The sequence below is a fragment of the Sphingomonas gei genome (assembly GCF_004792685.1).
In the GTDB taxonomy this organism is placed as follows: domain Bacteria; phylum Pseudomonadota; class Alphaproteobacteria; order Sphingomonadales; family Sphingomonadaceae; genus Sphingomonas; species Sphingomonas gei.
The window spans coordinates 341,715-367,301 of the sequence record NZ_SRXT01000001.1; the positions used below are offsets into that span (position 1 = coordinate 341,715).

Annotated in this window: 26 protein-coding genes; 14 read left to right on the plus strand and 12 right to left on the minus strand. The window is 66.6% G+C overall.

The genetic code is table 11. The features are described 5' to 3' along the window. Positions 1 to 21: 21 nt before the first annotated feature. Positions 22 to 2,112, plus strand: coding sequence for an Atxe2 family lasso peptide isopeptidase (locus E5A73_RS01365; protein ID WP_168355766.1), 2,091 nt, complete (start codon positions 22 to 24; stop codon positions 2,110 to 2,112). Here the strand turns inward: E5A73_RS01365 and E5A73_RS01370 are convergent. The 7 genes from E5A73_RS01370 to E5A73_RS01400 all read right to left on the minus strand — a co-directional run bounded on the left by E5A73_RS01370 (position 2,109) and on the right by E5A73_RS01400 (position 7,764). Further along, on the minus strand, positions 2,109 to 3,854 hold the full coding sequence (locus tag E5A73_RS01370) for an asparagine synthase-related protein (protein ID WP_135962007.1): 1,746 nt from the start codon (positions 3,852 to 3,854) through the stop codon (positions 2,109 to 2,111). The genes E5A73_RS01365 and E5A73_RS01370 overlap by 4 nt on opposite strands. Beyond that, positions 3,855 to 4,520, minus strand: coding sequence for a lasso peptide biosynthesis B2 protein (locus tag E5A73_RS01375; protein WP_168355767.1), 666 nt, complete (start codon positions 4,518 to 4,520; stop codon positions 3,855 to 3,857). A 38-nt stretch (positions 4,521 to 4,558) separates the two neighbouring features. Further along, the gene (locus E5A73_RS01380; protein WP_135962009.1) at positions 4,559 to 4,690 is read right to left on the minus strand and encodes a benenodin family lasso peptide; all 132 of its coding nucleotides are present in this window, start codon (positions 4,688 to 4,690) and stop codon (positions 4,559 to 4,561) included. A gap of 128 nt (positions 4,691 to 4,818) precedes the next feature. Beyond that, on the minus strand, positions 4,819 to 5,421 hold the full coding sequence (locus E5A73_RS01385) for a GntR family transcriptional regulator (protein ID WP_168355768.1): 603 nt from the start codon (positions 5,419 to 5,421) through the stop codon (positions 4,819 to 4,821). Continuing rightward, the gene (locus E5A73_RS01390) at positions 5,418 to 6,299 is read right to left on the minus strand and encodes a phytanoyl-CoA dioxygenase family protein (RefSeq protein ID WP_135962011.1); all 882 of its coding nucleotides are present in this window, start codon (positions 6,297 to 6,299) and stop codon (positions 5,418 to 5,420) included. Before E5A73_RS01390 ends, E5A73_RS01385 begins: the two co-directional genes overlap by 4 nt. 16 nt (positions 6,300 to 6,315) lie before the next feature. Beyond that, a complete protein-coding gene (locus tag E5A73_RS01395) occupies positions 6,316 to 6,936 on the minus strand; it encodes an acyl-homoserine-lactone synthase (protein ID WP_135962012.1) in 621 nt (206 codons plus the stop codon). Positions 6,937 to 7,014: 78 nt separating this feature from the next. Beyond that, positions 7,015 to 7,764, minus strand: coding sequence for a LuxR family transcriptional regulator (locus E5A73_RS01400; RefSeq protein WP_135962013.1), 750 nt, complete (start codon positions 7,762 to 7,764; stop codon positions 7,015 to 7,017). 342 nt (positions 7,765 to 8,106) lie between these two features. Here E5A73_RS01400 and E5A73_RS21985 point away from each other — a divergent pair, with 342 nt between their 5' ends. The 5 genes from E5A73_RS21985 to E5A73_RS01420 all read left to right on the plus strand — a co-directional run bounded on the left by E5A73_RS21985 (position 8,107) and on the right by E5A73_RS01420 (position 13,589). Further along, positions 8,107 to 8,457: a transcriptional regulator domain-containing protein gene (locus E5A73_RS21985; protein WP_420822556.1), complete on the plus strand. Its 351-nt coding sequence runs from the start codon at positions 8,107 to 8,109 to the stop codon at positions 8,455 to 8,457. Next, complete coding sequence (locus tag E5A73_RS21990) at positions 8,444 to 8,818, plus strand: DNA -binding domain-containing protein (RefSeq protein WP_420822557.1); 375 nt, start codon at positions 8,444 to 8,446, stop codon at positions 8,816 to 8,818. Before E5A73_RS21985 ends, E5A73_RS21990 begins: the two co-directional genes overlap by 14 nt. Before the next feature lie 251 nt (positions 8,819 to 9,069). Then, positions 9,070 to 11,361: a hypothetical protein gene (locus E5A73_RS01410; protein WP_135962015.1), complete on the plus strand. Its 2,292-nt coding sequence runs from the start codon at positions 9,070 to 9,072 to the stop codon at positions 11,359 to 11,361. A 105-nt stretch (positions 11,362 to 11,466) separates the two neighbouring features. Next, positions 11,467 to 12,402 (plus strand): hypothetical protein, encoded by a 936-nt coding sequence (locus E5A73_RS01415; protein WP_135962016.1) that lies wholly within the window; start codon positions 11,467 to 11,469, stop codon positions 12,400 to 12,402. Beyond that, on the plus strand, positions 12,351 to 13,589 hold the full coding sequence (locus E5A73_RS01420; RefSeq protein ID WP_206366353.1) for a hypothetical protein: 1,239 nt from the start codon (positions 12,351 to 12,353) through the stop codon (positions 13,587 to 13,589). Before E5A73_RS01415 ends, E5A73_RS01420 begins: the two co-directional genes overlap by 52 nt. 40 nt (positions 13,590 to 13,629) lie before the next feature. On the opposite strand, the gene E5A73_RS01425 is transcribed toward E5A73_RS01420, so the two are convergent. Continuing rightward, positions 13,630 to 14,562, minus strand: a complete 933-nt coding sequence (locus E5A73_RS01425; RefSeq protein ID WP_135962018.1) for a hypothetical protein — start codon at positions 14,560 to 14,562, stop codon at positions 13,630 to 13,632. A gap of 49 nt (positions 14,563 to 14,611) precedes the next feature. After that, positions 14,612 to 15,631 carry a DUF4238 domain-containing protein gene (locus tag E5A73_RS01430; RefSeq protein ID WP_168355769.1) on the minus strand — a complete coding sequence of 340 codons (1,020 nt, stop codon included), beginning with the start codon at positions 15,629 to 15,631 and terminating at the stop codon, positions 14,612 to 14,614. A gap of 54 nt (positions 15,632 to 15,685) precedes the next feature. Here E5A73_RS01430 and E5A73_RS01435 point away from each other — a divergent pair, with 54 nt between their 5' ends. From E5A73_RS01435 to E5A73_RS01445, 3 genes are all read left to right on the plus strand, one after another. After that, positions 15,686 to 16,624, plus strand: coding sequence for a DUF4238 domain-containing protein (locus tag E5A73_RS01435; RefSeq protein ID WP_135962020.1), 939 nt, complete (start codon positions 15,686 to 15,688; stop codon positions 16,622 to 16,624). Positions 16,625 to 17,214: 590 nt separating this feature from the next. Continuing rightward, positions 17,215 to 17,670 (plus strand): DUF2958 domain-containing protein, encoded by a 456-nt coding sequence (locus E5A73_RS01440; protein ID WP_135962021.1) that lies wholly within the window; start codon positions 17,215 to 17,217, stop codon positions 17,668 to 17,670. Positions 17,671 to 17,766: 96 nt separating this feature from the next. Next, positions 17,767 to 19,623: a ParB/RepB/Spo0J family partition protein gene (locus tag E5A73_RS01445; RefSeq protein ID WP_135962022.1), complete on the plus strand. Its 1,857-nt coding sequence runs from the start codon at positions 17,767 to 17,769 to the stop codon at positions 19,621 to 19,623. A gap of 206 nt (positions 19,624 to 19,829) precedes the next feature. Here the strand turns inward: E5A73_RS01445 and E5A73_RS01450 are convergent, their stop codons facing one another. Further along, positions 19,830 to 20,204, minus strand: a complete 375-nt coding sequence (locus E5A73_RS01450; protein ID WP_135962023.1) for an excalibur calcium-binding domain-containing protein — start codon at positions 20,202 to 20,204, stop codon at positions 19,830 to 19,832. Positions 20,205 to 20,303: 99 nt separating this feature from the next. Here E5A73_RS01450 and E5A73_RS01455 point away from each other — a divergent pair, with 99 nt between their 5' ends. Next, complete coding sequence (locus tag E5A73_RS01455) at positions 20,304 to 21,290, plus strand: hypothetical protein (RefSeq protein ID WP_135962024.1); 987 nt, start codon at positions 20,304 to 20,306, stop codon at positions 21,288 to 21,290. 54 nt (positions 21,291 to 21,344) lie between these two features. Here E5A73_RS01455 and E5A73_RS01460 read toward each other — a convergent pair whose 3' ends face one another. Further along, positions 21,345 to 22,199 (minus strand): pPIWI-associating nuclease domain-containing protein, encoded by an 855-nt coding sequence (locus E5A73_RS01460; protein ID WP_135962025.1) that lies wholly within the window; start codon positions 22,197 to 22,199, stop codon positions 21,345 to 21,347. 527 nt (positions 22,200 to 22,726) lie between these two features. On the opposite strand from E5A73_RS01460, the gene E5A73_RS01465 reads away from it, so the two are divergent. The 4 genes from E5A73_RS01465 (at position 22,727) to E5A73_RS01480 (ending at position 24,604) form a co-directional block, all read left to right on the plus strand. After that, positions 22,727 to 23,047, plus strand: a complete 321-nt coding sequence (locus E5A73_RS01465) for a DUF736 domain-containing protein (RefSeq protein WP_135962026.1) — start codon at positions 22,727 to 22,729, stop codon at positions 23,045 to 23,047. A 162-nt stretch (positions 23,048 to 23,209) separates the two neighbouring features. After that, positions 23,210 to 23,443, plus strand: coding sequence for a helix-turn-helix transcriptional regulator (locus E5A73_RS01470; protein ID WP_135962027.1), 234 nt, complete (start codon positions 23,210 to 23,212; stop codon positions 23,441 to 23,443). Continuing rightward, entirely contained in the window at positions 23,436 to 24,008 is a 573-nt protein-coding gene (locus E5A73_RS01475; protein WP_135962028.1) for a S26 family signal peptidase, read from the plus strand. The genes E5A73_RS01470 and E5A73_RS01475 overlap by 8 nt, the downstream gene beginning before the upstream one ends. Beyond that, a complete protein-coding gene (locus E5A73_RS01480) occupies positions 23,996 to 24,604 on the plus strand; it encodes a lytic transglycosylase domain-containing protein (RefSeq protein WP_135962029.1) in 609 nt (202 codons plus the stop codon). The genes E5A73_RS01475 and E5A73_RS01480 overlap by 13 nt, the downstream gene beginning before the upstream one ends. A 120-nt stretch (positions 24,605 to 24,724) precedes the next feature. On the opposite strand, the gene E5A73_RS01485 is transcribed toward E5A73_RS01480, so the two are convergent. Continuing rightward, positions 24,725 to 25,396: a hypothetical protein gene (locus E5A73_RS01485; RefSeq protein ID WP_135962030.1), complete on the minus strand. Its 672-nt coding sequence runs from the start codon at positions 25,394 to 25,396 to the stop codon at positions 24,725 to 24,727. Positions 25,397 to 25,587: the final 191 nt, after the last annotated feature.

Consider the following 25,587-nt stretch of genomic DNA (forward strand, 5'->3'; position numbering starts at 1 on the left):
GCGGCCCTGCTCGCCGGCCTGATGCTCCTGAGCGGAGCGCCGGCCTTCGCCGGCTGCTCCGACATGCTGCCGACCGCGGCCGAAGCGAACGGGCCGCGGCGCCTGATCGAGGCGAGGGACCTGATCGAACTCCGCGACATCGGCATGCCCGATCCCTCCTATTTCTTCCTGCCGAGCCCGCTCGCCGTCTCACCCGACGGCAAATCGATCGCCGTGCTGCTGAGCCGCGGCGATATCGCCGGCAACGGCTATTGCCGCGCGCTGGTGGTGCTCAGCACCGCGAGCGGCGGCGCGCCCCCGCGCATAGTCGATCGGGGCGGTGAAATGATCACCGCCACCGACGTCAAGCGCGGGCTCTTCGTCAACACCGGCTTTCCCGACCTGGTCGTGCCGGCCTGGTCGCCGGACGGTCGATGGATCGCCTATCTGAAGCGTATAGACGGGATCACCCAGCTGTGGCGCGCCCGTGCCGACGGCTCCGCGGCAGAGGCGGTCACCCGCTCCGCGGTCGATGTCGAGCGCTGGTCCTGGGCGCCGAATGGCCGGGACCTGCTCTATGCGAGCCGGCCTGGGGTCGCCGACGCGCGGCGGGCGCTCGATCGCGAAGCGGCGACAGGCTATTTGTACGATGGGCGGGTCAGGCCCAATCCGAGTCCCCGTCCGCAGCTGCGCGAGGCGGACGTGCCGCAGGCGGTATTCCTCGTCGATCCCGAGACTGGTCTGGACCGACCGGCAAGCGCCGAGGAGGGTTCGGCTTTGCCACCCGATCCACCAGGCGGATCCCAGCCGCAGGCCGTTGCCGTGTCGGGCGACCGCCGGGCCTGGACCGAGCGCGAGGCGCCGGGCCCGCTCAGCCCGTCGCGGATCTGGGTCACCGATCGCTCGGGGCGAAAACAGCCTTGCCCCGCCACGGCCTGTCGCGACGGCATCGTCAACCTATGGTGGCAGGCGGACGGGTCGCTCCTATTCCTGCGCCGCGAAGGCTGGGCGAAGGGCCGCATGGCGCTCTATCGCTGGCGCCCGGGAAGTCGGGCTGCCCGGCGCTTCCTGTCGAGCCCGACCTGGCTCACCGGCTGCAGCTATCGCGAGGCACGGCTATATTGCGTCTCCGAAGACGCGGTAACGCCGCGCCAGGTGGTGGCGATCGATCTGCCAAGCGGGCGGCGGTCGCTGCTGTTCGATCCCAATCCGGGTTTCGCGCGGCTTCGGCTCGGCAAGGTGGAACGGCTGACCTGGCAGAGCGAGCCCGGCATGCCGGCCTGGGGCGACCTTGTCCTGCCGCCCGATGCCGTGCCCGGCCAGAAACTCCCGCTGGTGATCGTCCAATATCATAGCGACGGTTTCCTGCGGGGCGGCACCGGCGATGCCCATCCGATCTTCCTGCTCGCCGCGCACGGATTCGCAGTGCTGAGCTTCGAGCGGCCGGCCGTGGAAAGCGCGGCCTATCCGGGATTGAAGACCATCGACGCGATCATCGCAGCGATGACCAGGGACTGGGGCGAACGCAGGAGCGTGCTGTCGTCGCTCCTCGCCGGGATCGATCGCACGATCGCGATGGGCGTGGCCGATCCCCGGCGCATCGGCATCACCGGCCTCAGCGACGGCGCCTCAACCGTCAATTACGCGCTGATCAACGCCGACCGGTTCGCGGCCGCCTCGATCAGCACCTGCTGCGAGGACCCCAGGACGGTGATGACCTATGGCGGCACCGCCTGGGCCGACTGGAATCGCGCGGTCCGGCATTATCCGCTGGCGACCGAGGACGGTACCGCGTTCTGGAAGCCGATGGCATTGTCGCTCAATGCCGACCGGATCGATACCCCGATCCTCATGCAGCTCGCCGACAGCGAATATCTGCTGGCGCTCGAAGCCTTCACCGCGCTGCGCGAGAAGAACAAGCCGGTCGAGATGTACGTCTCGCCCGGCGAGTTTCACACCCGGACCCAGCCGCTGCACCGGCTCGCCGAATATAGCCGCGACATCGACTGGTTAGGTTTCTGGCTTCAAGGGCGCGAGGATCCGGATCCGGCCAAGCGTGCGCAATATGCGCGCTGGCGGGCGCTTCGGGACATGCGATCCCCGGCGCCGGCGACCCCGGCGGTGCCGCACTAGCCGGGCCAGCACCGGCTCCAGGCTTCGGCATCGACCAGCCGCAGGATGCGAACATGGCCGGAGCCTCGCGCGGGGCGCGCGTCGTCGAGATAGGCGGCCAGAGCATCGCAATCGAGCAAGCCGTGCGCTGCGAGATTGCCCTCCAGCAAAAGACTACGGATCTGCCGGCGCCTGCTCTCGTAGAGCGCGACAAGAAAGGCGTCCGGCGATCCCTTGGACCGGCGCCAGGCCACTTCTTCGGGGAGGATGGCCTCGAAGGCGTGGCGCGCGACCGCGCGGTTGCAGCCGCGGTCGAACCATAGCCAGGTCGGAATCCGCAGGCAGAGTTCGACGACCGGCTGGGCGAGGAGCGGGTATAGAAAGCGCCGCTCGGCGCAGGGGTCGCTGTCTTCGGTGAGATATTGCGGTCCGATCAGCAAAGCGACATGCGCGGCCTTGCCTGGAAGCGCCTCTGCCGGCGGCGCTAGCCAGGGATGCCGCGAGGCGGCCTGCGCCCGCGCTGCGGCGTCGGCGGACAAGAAGCCGGTGTCGGTGTCGAGCGGCGGGGCGCGCCGCTGCCAGGACCGTAGCCACGCCTTGCGCCGGACGGTCCACCGGCTCGTGTCGCACAGGTCGGCGATCTCGCGCGCCACCCGGCGATATTCGCGGCCATCGTCGAGCGCGGCGCGGCAGTCGAGCAACGGTAATACCGATTGCAGCGAGCAGAAGATGTTGTCGCCGCCGCCGCCGCTCAGCACAGCGTCGGCACCCGCGGTTTCAGCGACGCGATGGGCCTGGCGCCGGGCTTCATACTCGAACGCCCGCGAGGCGGGCCGGGGAAGCTTGGCCGCTGCGGCATGCGCGAGATCGACGCCGTCCAGTTCGAAATAGCGTTCGGCGAGCGGCAGGCCGAGCCGCGCGCAGACCGCGCGGGCGTACCGGCGTTCGTCGCCTGCCGCATCGTCCGTACTGACATTCGCGCAGTGAAGGTCTTGCCCGCGCGTCGCTGCGCTGGCGGCGATGATCGAGGAGTCGAGACCCCCGGAGAGCATCAGCACGCCGCGCGTGATGGTGGCCCCGCGCGCGGCGACCGCGGCGACGATCTCGCCCTGAAGCCGCCTCGCGGCTTCCTTTCCGTCGGCGAGCGCGCGTGCGCTATCCGCGAAGGTCCAGGGCGACCAGAGGGTCGTGACAACCGGCTCGCCGATGCCGAAGCGGATCTGGTCGCCGCCCCGGAGCTCGCGCAGCCCGGCAAGGCAGGTCGCGGCGCCCCGGACGCGCGGCGCGCAAAGGAAGTCACCCAAGGCCGGCCAGTCTAGCCGGGGCCGGAAGCCCCCGAACCGCTCGAGCATCGCCACGTCGGAGCCGGCCACCCATCCTTCGCTGCTCGGCGCATAGAAGCAGGGCAGTTCTCCGAAGGGGGCGCGCACGAGGCTGGCGTGATCCTGCCCGCCGTCCACGACGATCGCGACATAGCCGCCCCAATAGCCATGCGTCAGCCCGGCACCGCCACTCGCCCGGAGCGACGCGACGGTCGAGGGGGAGAGCAGGTCGAGCGGGCCGGGCCTGCCGATCGCGAACAGCGGGCCGATCACGAGGCCGCCATCGGCGAGGGCAACGCGGCTCGCACCCCGTTCGACGAGCACCAGGCATTCCGGCAGGTCGAGCGCGATTTGCCAGCAGGGGTCGGAACGCGCGGCTTGCCGTACGGCATCACGCCGCCCGGCATCGCCGCCGATCGCCGCGAAGAAGCGATTGCCCATTCACACCACCAGGATCGGAGAGAAGTCGCGAACCGCATCCACCCGGTCGTTGACCACCAGGTCAAGCCATTGCACCCAGGCATGGGCCGCAAAGGGCTGCAGTTTCACGGCCAGCACCAGATCGGCGCGCACGCCCGCCGCAAACAGCCGCTCGGCCACCGCAATCGATCGGGGCAGGCACTGGTCGTGCGTCGTGATGACCGTGCGGAGCCTGGCGAAGGCGGCGGCGGTGTGCGCGAGCCTTTCCTGTTCCGCGCGCGCGGGTTGGAGCCGCGCTTTTTGTCGCTGCAGACGGGTGATCGCCGCGTGCAGGCCGAACAGCCGCAGCCGCAGCGGCGCCTGCAACAGCGCTATGCCCGCCAACAGGATCGGGATCGGGCGCACCGGGATCGGAGCCGCATCGAGCAGGCTGGAGCGGGCCTCGGCCACATCGGGACAAGCGCGCGGCTCGGCGTGCGCGTCACCGGCGCGCAACAGGCCTTGTTGTTCGAGTCCCTCCAGGATCTTCGCATCCTCCGGCGCCGAAGGGCCGGCGGCGGCCAGTCGTTGAAAGCTGCGTTCGGCGTCGGGGGAGAGGCAGAAATAGCGGTCGGCGCGCAGATCCAGGAAGACCGTCCGACCTGCGACGTGACAGAAGCTGACGCCGGGCTTGAGGATATGGGCCATGGCGATGGGCGCGCGGCCGGCGGCCGCGCGCCTCGCGATCATTCGTCGGTCAGGCCGGCGAGGATGCGGCCGTCGCCCACATCGGGGAAGTCGCCCTTGGGGCCCTTGGTCTCGACGCTGGCGGCGCCGAGATCGATCAGGTCGGACGGGGTCTCGTACTTGCGTTCCATGACACGTCTCCTTGCGCGCTGCGGACTTTCGCAGCGGGAGACAGGCTAGGCGCGACCCGACGCTATCCGAATTTTATAGTGAGAATATATCGCGATTGTTTTCGGCGGCGACGGGAAAGGGCTTGGGGTCAGCTATCGCGATAGGCCGCACGCACGATCTCATGCGCCATCCGGGCACGCCTGCGGAAATAGCCCGACACCTCGTGAAGCAGCGCACGTCGGCCGCGCTCGGCCGACGCCGCGATCGCATCTATTTGCGGGACGAGGTCCCCGAGCGCCAGCGTCTCCACCCTGCGGACCGCATGCAGCCGGTCGTTGATCGCCGCGATCGCGCGACGGTGCTCGAGATTTGCCGAGCCCTGCGCGATGGCCTGGAACAAGGCGGCGGTGCGCGCCGCGATATCCATGTCCGGCGCAACGGCCGGGCACAGCGGCAAGGATGCCGGGCTGCCGCTCCGGATCGCCAATGCGGTCACCTGTCCCGCCCAATGATACAGGTCCTGCAGGTCGGGCGCGGTCAGATGGGGCCGGTAGAAGCCCTCGCCGGTGCGGGTTTCGACCAGCCTCTCGCCGGTCAACTGATTGAGCGCGTCCCGCACCGGGGTCACGCTGCTGCCGAGCGATTCCGAGAGCAGGGCCGGGTCGAGCCGTTCGCCGGGATGGAATTCGGCATCGAGCAGGCGCGCTTTCAGCGCATCATAGACGCGTTCCGAAGTCGCGCCGGCATTCATGGCGCGTCTCGCTGTGCTGCGGCAAAGTCCGCAATCAGCGCAGCCTGATCCGGGCGCAGGGCATCGATCGCGGCAAGCGGGCGGACCGTGTCGGAATCCAGCAGGATCGAAGGGCATTGCCCTTCATAATTGCCGAGATTGGGTCGATGCTGGCGATAGCCGACCAGCGCGGCGAGCTCGGGCGCGAAGGCACGCGCGACCGCGGGCGGGTAGGCGAGCATCTGGTTCTCATAGGGCTTCAACCAGCCCAGCGAGTAGCCGACGACCAGCCCGCGCCGTGCCTCTTGGGTCCGGTTGGCGCCCGCACCGTGCAGCGTCGAGCCGAGGAAGAGCAAGGCATCGCCGGGGTCCATCGCGGCGGCGATGCCGGCGGATGCGGGCGGTGGGTCGAGTGCGGCGGCGCCGTGTGTGCCGGACCAGACCAGGGTCGCCCCGTTCTCGTCCCGGAACGGTGTTAGCGGCCAGATCACGTTGAGGAGGCATTCGAGCGCGCCGGCCGGGACCCGCCACATATCCTGGTCGCGGTGCGGCATCTGCGCCGGTGCGCCGGGATGAATCGCGATCGCCTGGGCGACGTTGAGCTGGATACAGTCGCACCACGGCGCCAGCACCGCTTCGGCGATCCCCTGCACGACCGCGTGCTGGACAAGGCTCGCCATGCGGTCCGAGCGGGCGAGCAGGCGGCCGAAGCGCTTGGTGGTCTCGCCGTAGAAGCCGCCCTGGCAAAAGGGTGTCTCCGCGAACGCCGGCGCGAGCTCCGCGTCGAGCGCCGCGATCGTCGCGGCGGGAAGGGCGGACCGCAGGATGCACCATCCGTCCCGGGTGAGTCTGGCGCGCGTCTGATCGATCGCGGCGGCCAGCATCGGGTTGTGACTCATATCGACTCTCCTCGGATCAGGCGGCTGCCAGGCTCTTGCCTTCAAGCAGGTCGGGGCGCGGGGCGATCCCCGCCGCGGCGAGCCGGCGCGGCGTATCGGGGTCGATGTCGATGGCGAGCGCGCCGAGCAGCTTGCCATCGACCGGCACCGGCAGCCCGAGCGGCCGGCAGCGCCAGCCAAAGGCGAGGATCTGCTGCAGCCAGCCCATCTCGGCGATGGCGGAATAGCCGCGGATCCCGTTCGCCAGCGCGTGGTCGGCTAGCGCGGCGACCAGCGTGTCGCGCACCGTGCGGCGCTCCTGCGCCGTCTGGCTCCGATCCAGGCAGAAGCGCGTCACCTCGAAGATGTCGTCGGCACGGGGCGGCGCGTCCTCGCACAGCTCGGGATAGAAGCTGTCGAGGATATGCGGCCGCGTGGTCGGCAGCAGCCGCGCCGATCCAAGATGGCCGCCGTCGCGGTCGGCGAGGATGATATAGTGCGCGTGCGCGTCGTCGAACTGGTCGACTTCATAGGTGCCGTTGAGGACCGGCACGTCCCATTTCAGCAGATCGACGAACACCCGCTTCCGTGCGGCGAACATCGCCCGCATCACCGCGTCCGGAACGGGGCAGGCTCCAGATCCCGTCACATGCAACATGGTCTCAACTCCTCGGTCGTGGGAGGACCAAGGGTCGCGATTAGCTGCCCGGCGGGATATGCCGGAAAAGGGGTATAGTCAGCGCTTGAAAATGTCGGTGAAGGTGAGCGTTCCGTCGAACAGCGCCCGGATCGCCACCAATGTCCGTTTGTTCACGCCGTACCGCTCGCACGCCTGCTTGATATGGCGCGCCACGGTCTCCTCGCTGAGCCCCAGGATGCGGCTGATCTCCCAGTCGCCCTTGCCGCGGGCGGCCCACAGGATGCAGTCGCGTTGTCGGTCGGTCAGCACCGGCGCCTCCTCTTCGGTATCGATCTTTCGCGTCGACCACAGCCGCCGCGCGCCCTCGAAGGCGAACAGGCCGGCCCATTGCGCCAGCGGCAGCATCGTCTCGGGCAGCGGCCGGTCGGCGCCATTGGCGAACGAGCAGGAGCCCAGCGTCTCGCCGGGGATATTGGCCGGCACGGTAAACCCGTCGCCGATGCCCTGCTCCGAGCCGAGCGCGAGCACGCGCCGGTCGCCGGCGGTCAGCGCGATCAGGTCGTGCATCCGCGACCAGGGAAAGCCGAGGCTCGTCTTATGGCTGGCGCGATGCACCGGGTCCGAAATGCCCAGCGCCTGTTCGTCATAATAATCGGCCCATTGCGCGGGGTAGTTATGCAGCCGGATCGCCGTGCCCGAGGCGCTCAGGATATCGACATGATGGGTCAGCGCGAAATACTGGAACCCCAGGATTTCGCATATCTCGACCATCGCCGCGGCCAGGTCGTCGCTGTTCGTCGCAGCCTCCACGGCTTGGACGAACTGTCCCATTGTGTGCATGCCCATCGGGCACCCACTCGACCATGGGCGGCATCTCAAGCTGCCGCGGACCCCGTGATCGACCTTTCATGCTCTCTCTGGCCGGACGGCGGCTTCTCACACCGTCGTCAGGCAATAGGCAGACAAATCGTCGCATCTACAGTGGCTTGGAGAGCAAAGGAGTCAAGTTTATATTGTCAATATATTTGGAATCCGTCGGAGAGATCTAATCATCCATTTTGGAGGAATTTACCTCCGGTCCGATTGGACTGTCGCTCCTCATGACGTGGCAGGGCTGATCGCATGGCGGGCGACTGGCGCGACGCGCGTTCCTATGCACGGCTGCGCGGCATCGATCGCGCCGGCCTGATGTGGGAATGGCTGCGCCGCGACCCCAGCTATGTCGCCTGGTACACCCGCGCCAGCACCGCGACGCGCGGCGCGAGCGGGCTCGCACCCGGCGCCGACCCCGTCCTGTGGGGGATTCACTTTCGCCGAGCGGCCGGAGGTCGAGGCCCCCGACGCGCGGATCCTCTGGCGTGCCGATTTCGATCCGGGGACGCTCCACGTCGTCGCGGCACCCATCGGGCGCGGCGATCCCGATGCGATCGATCCCGCCGCACTGGCACCCTGGCTGACGATCGTGCGCGACGGGCAGGGCGAGCATGCTGTGCTGTCGGATGGCTGGCACCATATCCGGCTCGATGTGGAGCAGGGTAGTCTGGCCGCTGGCGAACCCGTCCTGCTCCACTATCGGCTGAAGGGGATTGCGACCGCGGAGCCGCGGATCCTGCCGTTGCGGCGGCTGATCGACCTGTGCCGCAACCGCCGCTTCTCGAAGTCGCTCTATCCGCCCGACCCGCGGGTGGAGCGCTGGATCCTGGCGCTCCGCGTCCATGATGCCGTTATGGACGGCGCGAGCCAGCGCGAGATTGCCCGTGTTCTGTTCGACGATGCGCCGGTGCGCGGCGAGGGGGATCGGCGGTCGGATTCGATCCGGTCCCGGGTACGGCGGCTTGTTGGCGAAGCCCGTCGTCTCGCCGGCGGCGGCTATCGGGCGCTGATGCGGCGGGGGGACTGAGGTGAGGGCTGGCGCCCCGCACGCCGGCGGCGTGCGACCGCCGCTCTATGGCCGCCTGCGGCCGGCCACCGAGCCCCGCGCGGCGGGTCTCGGCCTGACGGTGACGATCGGCTGGCGGGGTAGCAGACGCGCGACCCCCACTCGGTAAGGACCAGCAGAGCAAGTTGGGGCCGTTGCGCGGAACGGCAACGGAACTAGCGTGAAGCGACGTTATGTTCTATGTTCGTTCCTTGATATCTGGAGTCCGCGAATTGAAGGGTTCGACCGCAGATAGTTTGGGCGACATCTACGCCGACCGGCCCGGCATGGTGGTCAGGGAGCTCAAGGGAGCGGGCATTGATCGCGACGCGCATCGGTCTTCCTCGATTGACGAAGCTCGGAGTGCGATGGAGGCATTCCCCCGGCACATGGATGAGATCCTCGCCGTTTTTCGGGAGGCCTACCCGCTTCACATCATCGCGACGATCGCGTGCTGGGGCATGAGCCACCCCGCCGGACCGGACGAGGTTTCGACCGACGGGCTCATCAAGGGGATCGAACAACATCATATCGAGCTGCTTCAGGCACTGTTGCTGACCCTTGAGCACTGGGAATGGGGCCGTGAGCCCGCCAGCAATCAGCAGATCCAGACTGCGATCGATGCGGTGCAGGCGCTTGCGACGGCCTTCCATAGACGAAGACTGATCCAGCTCGAAGATCTGGGCGATGACCTGGATCGCTTGATCAGCGCGGGATTGCAGGAGCGGATGCGCGACCACACCCAGATGGTACGCAACTGGGGCTATTATGACGACATGGTCCGGATCGTCCGGTCACTCCATGCGCCCCTGGATGACGCTTTCGCAGCGCGTCACGGGTACAGCCCAAGCGATATGGTCGATATTGCCGAGGCGCTGGTCGATCTGCACCAGGAGCGGATCGGCGGACGTTTCGTGCTCCTCAAGGACATTTTCCGCGGTCGCACCCGCAAAGCGATCGTTCATGGGTTCTTCTCGCGCTACGAAGGCGTGGCCGGAGACCCAGACGCATTCCTGGCGTCGCTCCCGAAGCGGATGCCGCTTCGCCATCTGAGGACCATGCTGCTGAGCCATGCCGACCGCTGGCTCGTGATGGAGATGCGGGTCGAGCCGGGCGTGATCGCGGAGCGGCTCGGCAAGCCGGTGGCGCTGGTCACCAAGGTTTTCGAGGCGCTTGCGCTGCGCCCCGGATCGCTGCGGCAGCACGAGAAGGAGCATCTCTTCCTTTCCAATCCCGTGTGGCTGAAGCCTGCCGTGCAGGTCGATAGCGACTTCCTCTTTTTCGCGCCGCAGTCGCACGTCAGTTTCCTGCCGGCGATATTGCGCACCCTCGTCGCGGAAGCTGGAATGGCCAAGGCGCTGGAGAAGCGGCGAACGGTCTATCTCGAGGAGGAGATGGCGCGCGTCATCGGTGAGGTTCTTCCCTCGGCGACGTTGCTGCCCAATGTGAAATGGTACTGGGAAGGCGTCCGCTATGAAACGGACCTGATCGCCGTGCTGGATCGGGTGGTGCTGATCGCCGAAGCCAAGTCCGGTGGGCTGACCGCCAGCGGCCTGCGCGGGGCACCCGATTCTGTCCGCAAGCATGTGCGGTCGCTGGTCGTCGAGCCCGCGATCCAGTCGGCGCGCTTGCGCGATATCCTTCTGGCGGCGAGGAATGGAGAGGGCGATGCGCGCGCGGTTGTGGAAGGGTTGGGTCTCGGGGTCGATCCCGCGAAGATCGACACGATCATCCGCGTTTCGGTGACCCTGGACGATTTCTCGACATTGGCGTCCGCCCAGGCTGACCTGAAGCGGACGGGATTGGTTCCGGATGATGTCGACCTTCCCCCGACCATGGGGCTGGCCGACCTTTGCACCTGCGCGCATATCCTCGACGACCCGCTCTACTTTCTCCACTATCTCGCCAAGCGCGAGCGGTTCCAGAGCCAGGTTCCGATCTTCGGTGACGAGCTGGACTATCTCGGCACCTATCTGGTTTGCGGCCTCGAGTTGCCGGAGATCGAGGCCGGCACGCACAAAGGCATGTTCAGCGGCATGTCTCAGGCGATCGACCGCTATTATATGGGACGCGGCATCGGACGGCATGGCCCAAAGCCACGCCCGGCGGTGGAGCTCTATGTCGCTGCGGTCCTCGACCGCCTGCGCTCGCGAGCGACGCCGAGCTGGACGACGATGGGTCTCGCGCTGCTCGATGCGGTCCCCCCTGGCTCGGAAGAATTTGTCGAAGAGGCGCTGGAGGAGCTCGCAGAGCAGGTCAGCGCAATCGGTCCTGATCCGGACCGACCAGGCGCACTGGTGGCAAGCGGCGCCTGCGGACATGCGGTCGCGGTGTTTCACGTCTTTCCGAAGGCGCTTGAGGACGGGGTGCTCGACCGGATGGTGCTACTCGCCGACGACGCGATGGAGACGCTCGACACGCGGCGGTGCGTCGCGTTCGCGCGCATGCTCGAGCGCTGGGATCTTCCCTACGCCTATGCGGCGCCGATCCGGGTGCCCGCGGAACCGCCAGTCGCAGCCGGCTAGACAATGCCCTCCAGCGTTCACACCATTCCGCGCAACCGGATGCGCTGGATCCCGCGGGACCTGCGCCTCGCGCACGAATATTGTTTCTTTCTCCATGACGAGTGTGTGCGGCTGCTCGCCGAATATGAGGCGGCCAGAGCGCACATCGTCACGGTCAAATTTCGCAGTAAGGTCGAGAACAAGGCCTTTTCGAAGATCGCCAGGACGAGCCCTGTCGAGGCCATGCGCGCTACCGGCTATCCCGAAGAGGCGCGCCGGGTAATCCTCAACACCATCACCATGGCGATGGTGTCAGACTGCCTGCATCACCTCTATGAGGCGCTGCGCTGCATGGAGAAGCGCAAGGTCATCGTTGCGCACAACCTACTGCGCAAGCCGCTCACCGACAATCTGATGTATCTGTCCTGGATGCTCGGCGACGAGGACGCCTTCTATGCGACGTTCACCGCGGAGGATGGCGATGCCGTCATATCGCGCGCGATGGCCAGTCAGCGCTTCGCCATCCTCGAAACGACCCTCGCGGCGCTCCCGATCTCCAATGTGTTGACGGCAGCATTCGTCCATCGGAGCCTCTTCGACCGCAACAATCCGTCCGGCCTGTACGGGTTGTTCCAGCACGCGGTCCATCTCGTCACTGCGAAGCATGCTGAGCTGCGAACCGAGGCGGAGAATTTCAACTTCATCTTCAAGAACTATGCCGACGACGATCTGTACGAGCTTCTCTACGACATACTCCCCCAGCTGATGCTGTACCTGGCGCATGTCATTGCCGGGCTCTTCGACCGGATGCGGCCGATGGACGCCGGGGCGCACAGGGCGTTCGAGGTACGCTCGATTCTCGGTCTCTATTTTGTCGAGGGCGGCGAGAATGAGGGACATGCCCTTGCTCAACTGGAGAATGTGCGTGGCTTCCACTGCGCGGCGTGCAAGCATCCCTTCTCGTTGACGCCGCACAACGGGGCGCGGCTTGTGCTTTCGGAATCCTACCGATGCGTCAGCTGTCGGCGGGTCCAGCCATTCCCCTATTCTTGGCTGTTTTAGGCAGCGGAGTGGGATTGGAATGCTGGCGTGCGAACCTCGATCCGGATGGAACAGCGATGACCGACGAGACCAGTGAGGACAGATTGAAGCGCCTGGCGCAAGCCGGCGATTGGGTCATGAAGTTCGCCGAACTCCAGGGGCAGGATGGCGAGCCGCCGCGATCGATTACCTTTGTCGGCATCGAATTCAAGCCATTGGCCTATCAGCAGCTCGTCGACGCGCGGTTGCACCAGCCGGTGACCGTGCCGCTCGACTGGCACAATGCCAGATTGGTCGAGACGGACGTCCCGGGCGTCGATCTCGACGGCATCGCGAAGGGTAACGCGACGCTCGAAAGCATATTCTCCTCGACAACGGTGAGCCTTCAGCGCGGCGGCTGGCTTCCCTCGGGGCTGGCTGTCACCCGTCGCGGAGTGACCGTGCTGCCCGACCGCAACGTCGTCGCCCAGATCAAGGCCCGGTATGACGGCGGTGCCGTCGTCACGGCGGATCGCGACTTCCTCGACATGCTCGCCGATCTTGAGGTGCGGATAAACCCGTTGCTGTTCGCGATGGAAGGAAACGGGCGCGGCGTTCCTGCGCCCTCGCTTGTGGAGGCGCAGCTTCAGGAGGCCGTCCAGCTCATCCGCGAGGCGCTGCCCAAGGCGGAACTGGTCATTGGCGACGACAATCTGAAGGGCGCGCTCGGTCTGATTGAGGATACCCGCCCGGGCCTCGAGCGAAGGCAGGCCTTTTTGCTCGATATCGCACCGTCGCTGGACCCACCTACCAGCCGCCGCATGCTCGATGCGCGGTGGCGGGAGATACTGGAAGCAGCCGATCGCCATGGCGTGCCGCTTGCCACACTGGTCGTCCTCGCCGCGTTGAGCGCAGCCGCCGTGCCCAATTCCGGGAGCCCGGCCAAGAAGGTCCTCAAGTTCCGCCCGGGCTATGCCGAGGGCGACGCCTATAACGCGCTCGCCGACCTGCGATCGCTCGAACTCCTGATCCACCTCTACGCACTGTTTCCGGAGGAGCGGCCGGCGCTCTTTACCGCGGACAAGGCGCTGGCGCTGTTCTGGACCGGCATCCAGCCACACGGTTTCCGGATGGAATCGGATGGGCTGACCTTTGACCTTGCCCCGGTAGAAGCGCTGCTTCCCGGCGATACGATCACGCGCTGGCAGGAGGCGATCCGGGCAGAATGATGCGAGACCCGGCTGGTTCAGGTCGATGCCGAAGTGCCGCTCACAGGTCGAATATCGAGGTCATCAGCACCGCCCCATAGTGTTTGTCGAGGCGTGCCTGCCGGGCCAGGTTCACGAACGGCTTCTCGGCGACGACCATGTCCGCAAAGGGCACGACCATCGTGAACGCCGCCATGTCGCGTAGATCATTCTCGGTGATCGCGCGCGCTTGGTCCTCGAGGCGCACGACCAGTTCGCGCTCGACGTTCAGGATCGGGATGTCGACAGCGATGCTGCGCACCAACGGCGAACCGATATCGCGGACCGTCTGCCAATCCAGTCCGAGCTGTCGCCCCGTCGCGAGGATAAAGTCGAGCTCGTCGAGGATCAGCCTCGCGCCATAAGCGCGTTTCCGCAGCGCGAGCGCCTCGCCAGCGGCGACCGGACGCCTGGACTCGATGCCGGCGATGAGCGCCGCCGAGCTTGCGCTGTTGCGTCGCACCGCCTCGAGCCGGACATCCTCGTCGCCGAAGGCGAGATAGTCGAAAAGCGCGCCAACAGGATCCGCTCGCAGGAAATCGAGCACCGGCTGAGGAATGTCGAAGCCATAGTCTTGCGGCGAATAGTCGGCCGCGGCTTCGAACCAGAGATCGGACAGGAACCACTGCGCGTCCGGCTCGGCCCGCGCGATATTGTGATGACGCGCGAGATAGGCGGCAAGGGTTTCCCCGAGAATGCGGCGCCGGCCACGGAACACCCGACCGCCGCTGATCACCGCCTGGGTCCGCGCCATATTCGCCCGCCTGGCCGGCTCGTTGATCTTGGCGGTCTCATAGATATTGGCGAAGGACAGGGGCACCGCGATGGCCTGGGCCCGGACGCCCTCGACGACCTTGGACAGGGCAGCATGCTCCTTCGGGAAGCTCGCCTTATCCCAGGCGCCGCGCGCCAGCGCCACCCAGGCGTTCTGATCGAGATAGAGTAGACGGGTCACTGATTACTGTTGCTTCCTTCCGGTGTCAGATGCCGTCTATCGGGAGATACTATGATGCGGCGTCGTCGTCTTCCGCTGCCTTGGCCTGCTTGCGGGCCAAGACCCATTTCCCGAGCTTCTCGATCTGTGCCGGATCCGGACCGCCGAACATGGTGCTCTGATTGGCGACGATGCGGTTGAACTCTTCGAGCGCCGCGGGATCGAACTTCGCCAATGTGATCGTGCCCTCTGCCATGCCGGGGCCGATTGCCAGCCTAGGGGTGATGGGAAGCCAGGCCTCGCCGTCTTCGTCCTCAAGCGACTGGCCGGTCCGCACGACCGGCATGCTACCGATGATGAAGCCGTCCCCTTCGTCGGGCAGCTGCAGGATCACCAGACCCCGCCGGGCAAACAATGACAGAATGCGCGCGCTATCGACCGCCAAGCCCTGCACCTTGCCACCCTGCATCAGCCGCTTGCGGCTCTCTGGCGTATCGAGTTCCGCCAGCCGGTCCAGCTGGTCGGGATGGCGTGCCCGCAGTTCAGCAAAGATCTCGTCGAGCGCTTCGCTGCCTTTGAGTGAGGCCGCCTGTCCGAGGAAATCGGGCACGCGCTTCCATTGCGTATAGAAGAAGCGGTCGAGCATGGCTTTTTCCGCTTCGTTGAAGGTCGGCGCCATGCCGAGTCGCGCAGCGTCTTCGATCTTCTTGAGCAACGGCTCGGCCGCGGTTTCCAGCGCGTTCAGGCGCTTCTCGAACCAGGTGTCCTTCTCGCCTGCTTCATTCTCGGTCGAATAAAGATGCGTCTCGCCGAACGTCTTGTTGTGCCGCTGGGGCATGACCTTCCCGACATGCCTGTTCCAGACGTGAAGCCATTTCTTCGCATCGATGAATCGCTTGAGCTGCATCTTCGCGACGAAATGCTGGAATTTCTCGGTATTGGCGTCGGCCACAGGGTTGCCTTTTCGAACATTGGCAGTGCCCAGCCGAATGGGTGAGCGGTGCGTGCCTCGCGCGATATTGGTCGTAGCGCCTCGCCGGTCCAGCCATGCCCCCTCGGAATCGGAATTTCCGATCGAAATCTCGTCCATGCGCGACATTGAAGTCGGACACTTCAGCCCCAAGTGCCTATCTGTCGAAAGGGCATGGACACGATGCTTCCGCCAGTACCGAAGAACCAGCATTATGTTTGGCGCTACTATCTCGAGGCTTGGGCCGTCGACGATCTCCTCGCATGCTATCGACAGCGCGATCGCAAGCCGATCAGAACCAACCCCAAGAACATCGCAAGCCAGACCTATTTCTACCGTGTTCCTGCGCTGTCCGAGGCCGAACTGAATTATCTGGAGCTGGTCATCGCGAACCGTCCGGACGAGGGCGCGCGCCAGGTACATCGTAACTTCGTGAAGCTGTTCCAGATGCCCGCCAAGGTGCGGCAAATTGTCGAACGTCACGGTCGGCCCGATGTGCGTGCGGCGTCCGAGGCGCTGCTGGATCATGCCGACCGGAGCCTGGGCGAGCGTTATCAGGTCGGGATCGAGAACAAGGGATTGCCCCTACTGGAACGGTTGAAGGCGCGAGATGCCGCGTTCTGGAAGGATGGCAGCGGCATCGACGACTTCCTTTTCTTTATCGCGAACCAGTATCTGCGCACTGCGCGTATGCAGAACCTGATCGCGCGGATCACCGCACCGCCAGGCGTGGATCTAGGCAAGGTCTGGTCGATCGAACGACATATCTGGGCGACCGAGATTGGTGCGGCGCTCCTGCGGGAACGTGAGCGCTATCGCGCCGTCATCCTTGTCAACAGGACCAGGATTCCATTCATTACAGGCGATCAGCCGGTGATAAATCTCAATCCGTCCCGCGCACGCGACGTCAAGCTCTACTATCCAGTCCGGCCCGACACTGCGCTGCTGCTGACCACGGACGACTATGCGCCGGACGGCGCCAAGGAAATCTCGGCGTTCGACGCCGAGCGCTACAACTATGAGATGTACCGGTGGTCGGACGATCAGATTTATGGTCTCGACACGGCCTATCTTGCGGAGGTCTGCGCGTTGGACAAGATGCCGCTCCCCTGAGTGAAGGTGACGCTAGGTGCCGCCCAATTGATCCAGCGGAGCGGGGCGATGACGCACACTGCCGGGCCGCTGTGCTGGCCCGGGCAGGGTGCGGCGCCTGATCGCGGCCCCGCGGGCACACGCGCTCTGCAGCCGGGCGGCGCGCCCGGTTTCGCGCCCGGCGACAATTGCCGCCTTTGGGCGCGAAGCCCGACCCTGCGCCGCTCATCCGGCTGCGCCGCGCGGGGTCCCGTCCTTGTTGGGTCGGCGGTGAACCGCCGAGGATGATACGGTCGCCGCTGGCGCGGCGGCGTTGTTTTGGCCTCTCCCGGTGGCGCGGGAGTGGGCGGCGCGCCCTGCTAGGCCCGCCCGCGTGCCCGGCAAGCCGGGCTGCGCCCGGCTCCTTCACTGCCGTTGCGGCCCCTTCGGGGTGCCTGACCCGCTCGAGGCGGGCCTCTCCGGGCGCTCTTGCCGCCCACCCCCGCTTCCGGGGGAGGCCATGGGGTTTTGGGGCGGTGGAGGAGGCTTGCGATGCGTCCCGACCATCCGCGTCCCGCGTGCCGCAACCGGCGGGATTTCTTGCGCGCCTTCCAAATCGAAGGGGCCTGACCATGAAGCTGCTCACCGCCGACCTCCGCGCTGCGTTGCTCGCCAACGCCGCCGCGCACGCCGCAGACGACCGGGGGCACGACCCCGTGCCGGTCGTCAAATTCTTCAATCCCATGGGGCCCGCGACATGGCTCGCGACCGAACTCGATGCCGATGGCGACACCCTGTTCGGGCTCGCCGATCTCGGCTTCGGTTGCCCGGAACTCGGCTATTTCAGCCTGTCCGAGATCGCCGCGCTGCGCCTGCCGCTGGGCCTGCGCATCGAGCGCGACATCGGCTTTGCGACCATCGCGCCGCTGTCGGTCTGGGCCGAGGCCGCGCGCGGCACCGGGTCGCTTCTCGGCGCGCAGGCGGTGATCCGCGCCGTCGAGGCGGCGGGCGCATCCACCCGGCCATCGACCGACCCGGACGGCGCGGCCACCGCGACCGATCCCGACCCGCTTCCGCCTGCCGATTGAACAGGCGGCTGCCGCGCGGCGCGGTTCGTCGCACCCAAGCCGGTCCCGCCATTCATGGAAGGAGCGACGGGACCGGCGCTCACAAGGAGCATCCCCATGAAACTCGACTTCATCCCGCTCGACAAGCTGGTCGTGAGCCCGACCAACATGCGCCATGGCAAGCGCCCGCCCGATGTCGCCGACATCCTGCCGACCGTGCGCAAGCGCGGCGTCATCGTCCCGCTGATCGTCCGGCCGAATTGCGCGCCGGATGGCTATGAGATCGTCGCGGGCGCGCGGCGCTTCACGGCGGCGGGCATCGTCGCCGGAGAGCGCCGCGCCGAAGGCGGCGAGGGCGAGCCGCAGGACGACATGCTGCCCTGCGCGATCCTCGAAACGGGCGACGACGCCGACGCCATCGAACTCTCGCTGATCGAGAACACGGCGCGCCTTGATCCCGACGAGGTGACGCAGTGGGTGACCTTCACCCGGCTGGTCAAGGAGGGCCGCAGCCCCGACGACATCGCTACGACCTTCGGCCTGCCCGACCTGACCGTGAAGCGCATTCTCGCGCTCGGCAATCTGCTGCCGCGCATCCGCACGCTCTACGCCGACGACAAGATCGACCGGGTGACGGTCCGCCACCTGACCATGGCGAGCAAGCGCCAGCAGCGCGACTGGCTGTGCCTGATCGACGACCCGGAGCAGCGCGCGCCCACGGGGGCGCAGCTCAAGGCATGGCTGCTCGGCGGCCAGTCGATCCCGGCCAGCCTCGCCCTGTTCGATGTCGAGGCCAGCGGGCTCGCGACGGTCGCCGACCTGTTCGGCGAGGATCGCTGCTTCGCCGATCCGGCGGCGTTCTGGACCGCACAGGACGCCGCCGTTGCCGCGCGCCGCGACGCCTATCTCGCCGAGGGCTGGGGCGAAGTCGTGATCGTGCCCAAAAGCGAGCATTTCTCCAGCTGGGAATATGAGAAACGCCCCAAGCGCAAGGGCGGGCGCGTCTATATCGACGTCCGCGCGACCGGCGAGGTCGCGTTCCTCGAAGGCTATGTCACCCGGCGCGAGGCCGCGCGGGTGCCGAAAGCCGACGCCGTCACCGCCGAGAAGGCCAAGCGCCCCGAACTGACCTCGGCGCAGCAGAGCTACCTCGATCTGCATCGCTTCGCTGCCGTCCGCGCTGCGCTCACCGGCCACTCCGGCGTCGCGCTGCGCCTGATGGTCGCGCACCTCGTCGCTGGGTCGTCGCTCTGGACGGTACGCCGCCAGCCGCTCGCCTCTCGCGATGCGGCCACGCAGGAAAGCGTCGAAACCTGCCGGGGCGAGACGGTTTTCGATGAGCGTCGCCGTGCGGTGCTGGCGCTGCTCGGCATGGACCCGGAGCGCGAAACCTTGTGCGGCACCAGCAGCGACGACCGGGGGGTGGTCGGCATCTTCCTGCGCCTGCTCGACCTGCCCGACGCCGCCTTGGGCGACGTGATCGTCATTGCGATCGGCGAGACGCTGGCGGCGGGCGACGCGGCGGTCGAGGCGGTTGGCCTGACCCTCGGGCTCGACATGGCCGACTGGTGGCAGGCGGATGGTGCGTTCTTCGACCTCATCCGCGACAAGGAGGTGCTGGGCGCGATGGTCGCCGAGGTCGCGGGCGAGAAGATCGCCGCCGCTAACGCCAAGGAGAAGGGCAAGACCTTGAAGCGGATCGTCAGCGACCATCTCGATGGCGTCGGCGGACGGGCCAAGGTCGAGCGCTGGGTGCCGCGCTGGATGGCGTTTCCGCCTGCTGCCTATACCGTGCGCGGCGGGGTCGGCACGGTGCGGGCGAACGCGAAGGTCGCCACCGTGAGGGCTGATCTGGAGGCCAGCGCGGTGCCGGATCGCGACCCCGATCCGACCGCGCCCGAGGCAGCGGCGGTCGTGCCGGACCTCGATGCGGCGAATGACGCCGGGGCAGCGCCTGAGGTTGCCGCCGCCTGAGCGGAGACGGGACGCGCGGGGATCATCCTCGCGCGTTTCCCGCGCAACCGGCATCGGTCGCGGACCGCCGAAATCCGGCCGCGCGCCCTCGCACCTGTGGTGCTCGGGCGCGCGGATTTTTGTGCCCGCGACAGCGCGCGGTAAATGCATCGCCTTCAGATTCGATCAGCACTCTCCACGTCATGGTCGGCCTCGACGTTGGGGGATCAACGACCTCGATAGGGTTCACAGGCAATGCCGTCGCTGTCCCCGTCCAGGCCTTCGCGATAGCCAGGTTCCCCGGCATAGATGGGGGCCGTGCCGGCAGCACGCGCGTCATCGCATCTTCGCCAAGTATCGCCGGGTTGCGGTTCCCGGGCGCGGACGATCCCCGTTAGAACGCCGATGGGCTTTACGGTTTTGTAGAGTGCCGCTCGGCCGTTCGGGGTCGTCGCAACGCTGGCTGTGCCGAAGACCGCGCCCGCAATCGCTGCGATACCCAGGAGGTGCAGCGCAGACTGCCGATCCTCACCCCTTCGCTTGCGGCGATAGCGCACGCCCAGGCGGATCGGAACGGCGCGGAAGGGTTTCCGGGAACGCATACCGGCAAGGGTATCGGGTATCGGTAAATGGCAGGTTCCATTGACCGGGAGCGGTTGGTCAGGGGGATTGCACCGGGCGCGGCCCCGTAGACGAATGACATGGTTGCGAGCTCGTTCCTGCTGGCGTTATCTTCGCAGCGGGGGGAGAACGACATGGAACCATGGCCAAAAATACCTGAAGATGTGGTCACGTGGTTCCGGACGACCTTTGGTGAGGCAAATCGCAGGGTCTGCGAGCGGCTCGTCAATGTTCCCAACATCCGCGAAACTTCGCTCGATGATGGCCTGATCGAAGCGCTGATCCCCGATAGCGCGCCGAGGCTTCTACCATCCGGCGCGATCGTGCGGATGGACACGCACAATATTGGCGGCCTGCGACGTTTGGGCGCACCGCATTGGGATTGGGACTTTCCACAGCGGCGTCGCTGGGAGACGGCGGATATTGCCATTCTGGTTTTCGTCTATCGGCGCGATACGCTCATCGCGAAGAAGATCGGGCTCCTGCAATCAAAGCGGCTGTTCCCGACGAATCAAGATGTCGACGACGAGGATGAGATCGGGTTCCTGCACGGTATGAATGCGTTCATCCGGCGAGACGGACACCAGGCAGCGGCGGCGTTGCACCGAACTTATCGCTTCGACGAGACATGCGCCTATTCCGCGATTCATGCCGGCGATCGACAGGTCGAGCTGATCGATGCGCTCAATCGCGACTTCGGCAAGGGAGTCTACTATCTGCTCTACACCCCGCCCGAATTGCCTTTCTCCGTCGACTATCCGCTCCGGCAGCGTATTCGCGTTGAAGACATGCCCGTCGGCAACCGGGTTATGGATGCGGATGACGTACATCGCGTTCTGGCCGCTTTGGGCGATGGTCAGTCCCCGACGTTCGCGCAGCTGCAGGCCGGGAGCGGCGCCCGTAACTGGCCCCTCGAAACCTGGGCGAGCGACCTGTTGCTCACCTGCCAGGTTGGCCAGCAATTCGACGACAGTACCGATGATCGTGTACGGTATTTCCTTGAGCGGCGGTCCGGCCCGATCGGTGCCGCGCTCGCTGCGTCGATCACCCTGTCCGAGGAAGCCTAAGGCAAGCCCTGCGCGTGGCTGGATATCCTTCAGGTTCGCGCGGAACAGGAGCACCTATTCGTAGTAACTGCTCGTATCGACTTTCAGACGGATGGCGTAGGGATCGATTTCGAGCGGATTGCCGGCTTCCCCGCTGACCTTGGCGCGATAGGGATAGCCGTCGCTCGATCGCATGCCGATATCGTTCGCGACGTCGGAGTCGGAGCCGTATTGGAGTTCGACCACGACTTCGCCCGTGACCACGAAATCGATATGCTCGGCATCGAGGCGCTTGACCTCGATCGTCTCGATCCAGTGATGGTCGACCCGGGTGTGGGTCGAAAGCTCGTCGAGCTCCTGGATCGTATCGAGGATCATGCTTTCGAACACCGCGTTGTGCAGCGCGCCCGCGACCGCGTCGTTGATCCGCTCACGGGCATCCTCGGTATCGTCGAGAAGCGCGGGGATCTCGACGAGAACGTCGTGGAGCATGTCGCGCACCTCGGACCCTTTATGCACGACCGTATCCGCTCTGACATGCGTCGCCTTGTGCAGGCCATCCATTGCCTGGAGCAGGGGTTTGGCCAGCGCGGCGGCGTCGAGCTTCAACTTCTCCTTGACGAACGCGTCTGGGAGGCCCGCCTGGACGATGTAGCGCGCCCGCTGCGCGCGTGTGACGGTTTTGGTGTCCTTTGCCTGTTCGAACCATACGCATCGCCGCACCTCGTCGTCAGGGGCCAGGGTGTGAAGCACATGGGTCACGAGTTCGCGCAGCCCGCTCGCCACGAGGTTGCCGCGGATCGGATTCTGCTTGTCCCGCGCGGCGCGCATCACACCTTTGAGGATCGTCTTCAGGAACCTGTCCCGCGGCATCGCCGCGAGCACCGCGCGTCGCGCCTCGTCGATATCCGCCCAGCTTGTCCCTGTCATTGCCCTGTTCTTCCTTCGCGATCGTGCGCACCGATCATGCCAAAGCCCGGACGGTGCGAACCTGACGTGCCGACGTGGTGGCTGAGCGGATCGCCCGCAAGCTGTTGCACATAGGGCGACGCTCCGCCGACGCCGATCTGCCGTGTGTCAGCCCGATTTGCCGGCAGGGGGATGGGTTTCGGCAATGCGGTCTGGGCGCGGGGCGGCGGATCGAGATCGACACGCCTGCCGCCTATCGCGGGGCTTTGATCGAAGCCGGACCCGGTCTCGCATGGCACGCCCTGTACCGTTCTCGGCTCCTCGGGCGCATGACCTGGAACGGCCGCCGACCTCCCGAAACCATCGCCTTCCGGCTTATTTCCCCGACCGCTGGCGCGGTCTCCTCGCGGTCGCTTCGCTGCAAATAAGCCTTTGGCTCCGGTCCTCCGCTGGCGCTTCGGCCTGCCGGTTCGGGTGTCCGTCTGGCCGTCCCTGAGGTCCGCCCATCGCCCGGAACGGTTCGGGCGAGCATCTCAAGGAGACCTGCAATGTCCGCCATCGGTTATGTCACCCGCGAAGGAAACGGCTTCAAGGGCGAGCTTCGGACCCTCTCGATCCGCACCGGCATCACCATCGTCCCCAACAGCCGCAAGGCCAAGGACACCCAGCCCGACTATGTCGTCATGGCGGGCGGCGTCGAGCTCGGCGCCGGCTGGAACCGCCGCGGCGAGATGTCCGGCAACGACTATGTCTCGCTCAGCCTGGCCGCCCCCGAATTCGGGCCGCGCCGGCTCTACGCCAATCTCGGCCGCGCTGCCGGCCAGGACGATGACGAGACCTTCGCCATCATCTGGAACCCGGCCGACTGAGCCCTCCCGCGCTCCGCGCCCCGACCGGGCGCGGATCGCCTGGCCGGCACGGGGGTCGAAAACGCATAGGGCTGTTTCCGACCCTGCCGGGCATGGCGTTCGAGGTTCAATTGGGTGTCCGGGCGGCGCGATCCGGCTGCCGCCGCATAGCGGACGACCCCGATGAGCGAACCCGACGACACCGGGTCGCGCGCGCAACAGGCGCGCGCGATCTGCCCATTCCTGACGACCAAGCAGACCGCCTTCCATCTCGGGCTCGCGCCCAGCACCCTGAAGGGCATGCGCACCGAGGGGCGGGGGCCGGTCTGCCGCCTGCATGGTCGTGCCTGGTACTATCACATCAACGATATCGAGGCCTGGTCGAACGCCCGGCGCAAAGGCGGCGACCATGGTTGAGCGCCGCGACCTTCCGCTCTTCGCCTGGGGCGAAGCCTTGCGCGCGGCCCGCCGCCGCCGCCGCAAACTGACACGCCGCGCGGCCGCGATCGCACTCGGCTGCAGCTGCGTCCTCGCGACGGCAATCGTGCCGCCGCGGCCGCAGCTGGTGTGGAATGCGAGCGCCAGCGCGCCGGTAGGGCTCTATCGCGTCACGCCCGGCGTGCAGCTCGACCGCGGCGATATGGTGATCGCGCGGGTCCCGCTCTCGGTGCGCGCGCTGGCCGCGCGCCGGCACTATATTCCGGCGAACGTGCCCCTGGTGAAGCGCGTCGCCGGCGTGCCGGGTGACCGGGTCTGCGCCATCGGACCCACGGTCACCGTCAATGGGCGAGCGCTCGCGGCGCGGCGCGCCAACGACCGGCTCGGTCGGCCGCTGCCCTGGTGGATCGGTTGCCGGACGTTGCGTGATGGTGCGCTGTTCCTGCTGATGGCCGGCACGCCGGATTCGTTCGACGGGCGCTATTTCGGTCCCACCGATGCTGCGGACGTGGTCGGCAAGGCGACGGCGCTATGGGTACGCTGAGATCTCTCGCGCTCGCCGCGTCGCTTGTGCTGGCGTGCCCGGCGGGGGCGCAGACCGTCTCCGCCTGGCGCCCGTTCTCGATCGAGGCGTCGCAGCGCTTCGGCGTGCCGGTCGCGTGGATCGAGCGCGTGATGCAGGCGGAAAGCGGCGGCAGGACGAGGTTCGGCGGACGGCCGATCGTCAGCCGCGCAGGCGCGATGGGGCTGATGCAGCTGATGCCGGGCACCTGGGCCGAGATGCGTGCCGCGCTCGGGCTCGGTAGCGATCCGTTCGATCCGCGCGACAACATCCTCGCCGGCACCGCCTATCTGCGCCGCATGTACGACCGGTTCGGGTATCCCGGCCTGTTCGCGGCCTATAATGCCGGGCCGGGACGATATGCCGCCTATTTGGCCGGCCGTCAGTCGCTGCCGGACGAGACGGTCGGTTATCTTGCAGCTGTCACCTCTGGTCGGCCAGCAGTATTGGCGGCAAGCATCGAGAGGCGTCCAACCATATTCGTCTCGCTTGGAAACCTGTCAGGCGCAGGCCAGACCGCCCCGTCGCGCCCGGATGCGCTTTTTGCGGTGCGCCGTTCAGACACCCGCATTCCATAATTTTGGGCCGTCCGGGCGCGCAGATCGGCTTCCAATGCAGCCGCTGCTCGACGACCCGTTCCGCTGGAACGGGCCGATCGAGATCGGCGGCAATAGCGGGCTCTCGCCGCTGGAATGGGATCAGGCCGCGCGACGCCTGGGCGGCGGTAGGTCGCGCAGCGGCAGATAGAGCAGCTTGAAATAGTCCTCGGCGAGCTGACGGGCGGTGTCCGGCAGCAGCTTCTTGATCGAGCCGGTGAACGCCTTGGCATAGAATAATGGCTTGCCGGGGGCGCCGCGCGCCCGCTCCTGAAACAGGCGAAACATGACCCGGACAAGCTCGCTGCTTTCCGGTCCGCTGACATGCTTGTCGCAATCGGAATCGATCGTCACGCAGTCCCATTCGAGCTCGGCATAGTGTCGCGCCATCTTGACCATCATCATCGGCCGATTGCGCGCTTCACAGACACGGAAATGACGCTCGTTTGCGCCGCGATCGCCCTTCCTGAACCAGGTATAGGGTGTCTCGTCGAGCACGTCCTCGCGCATGGCGGCAAGGTAGGGCTCCGCCTCGATATTGGCGTAGCCGAATGCTTCGATCCGTCGACCGAATAGTTCGGGCTCGGCATCGGCCAAAGCGGGAGGCTTGCCGGTCTCGCCGACAATGGCCGCGCGCAGCGCGGCATTGGTGCCGAAGCCGAGGCTCGACGCAAGCGCTTCGGTCAGATGTCCGGAGCGTATTTCAGGCAAGGAAATCCGCAGGGCCGCCTTGGCGGCGTCGACATTGGGCTGAGTCAGGATGAATAGGGGCATGACGAACCGTCCTCGTGTGAAGGCCGCTTATCGCCGATTACAAGACGGCCCGAGGGTCCGGCTGTCGAAGTCCTGTCACTCTACTCTGCTTGGACCCGGCGACAGGTCTGGTGAGAGAAACCGAGCGCATCATAGCAAGGCGATCGCAGCCAGCAAGGCAGTCGAGCGTCAATCGTGTGGATAAGGGGGGC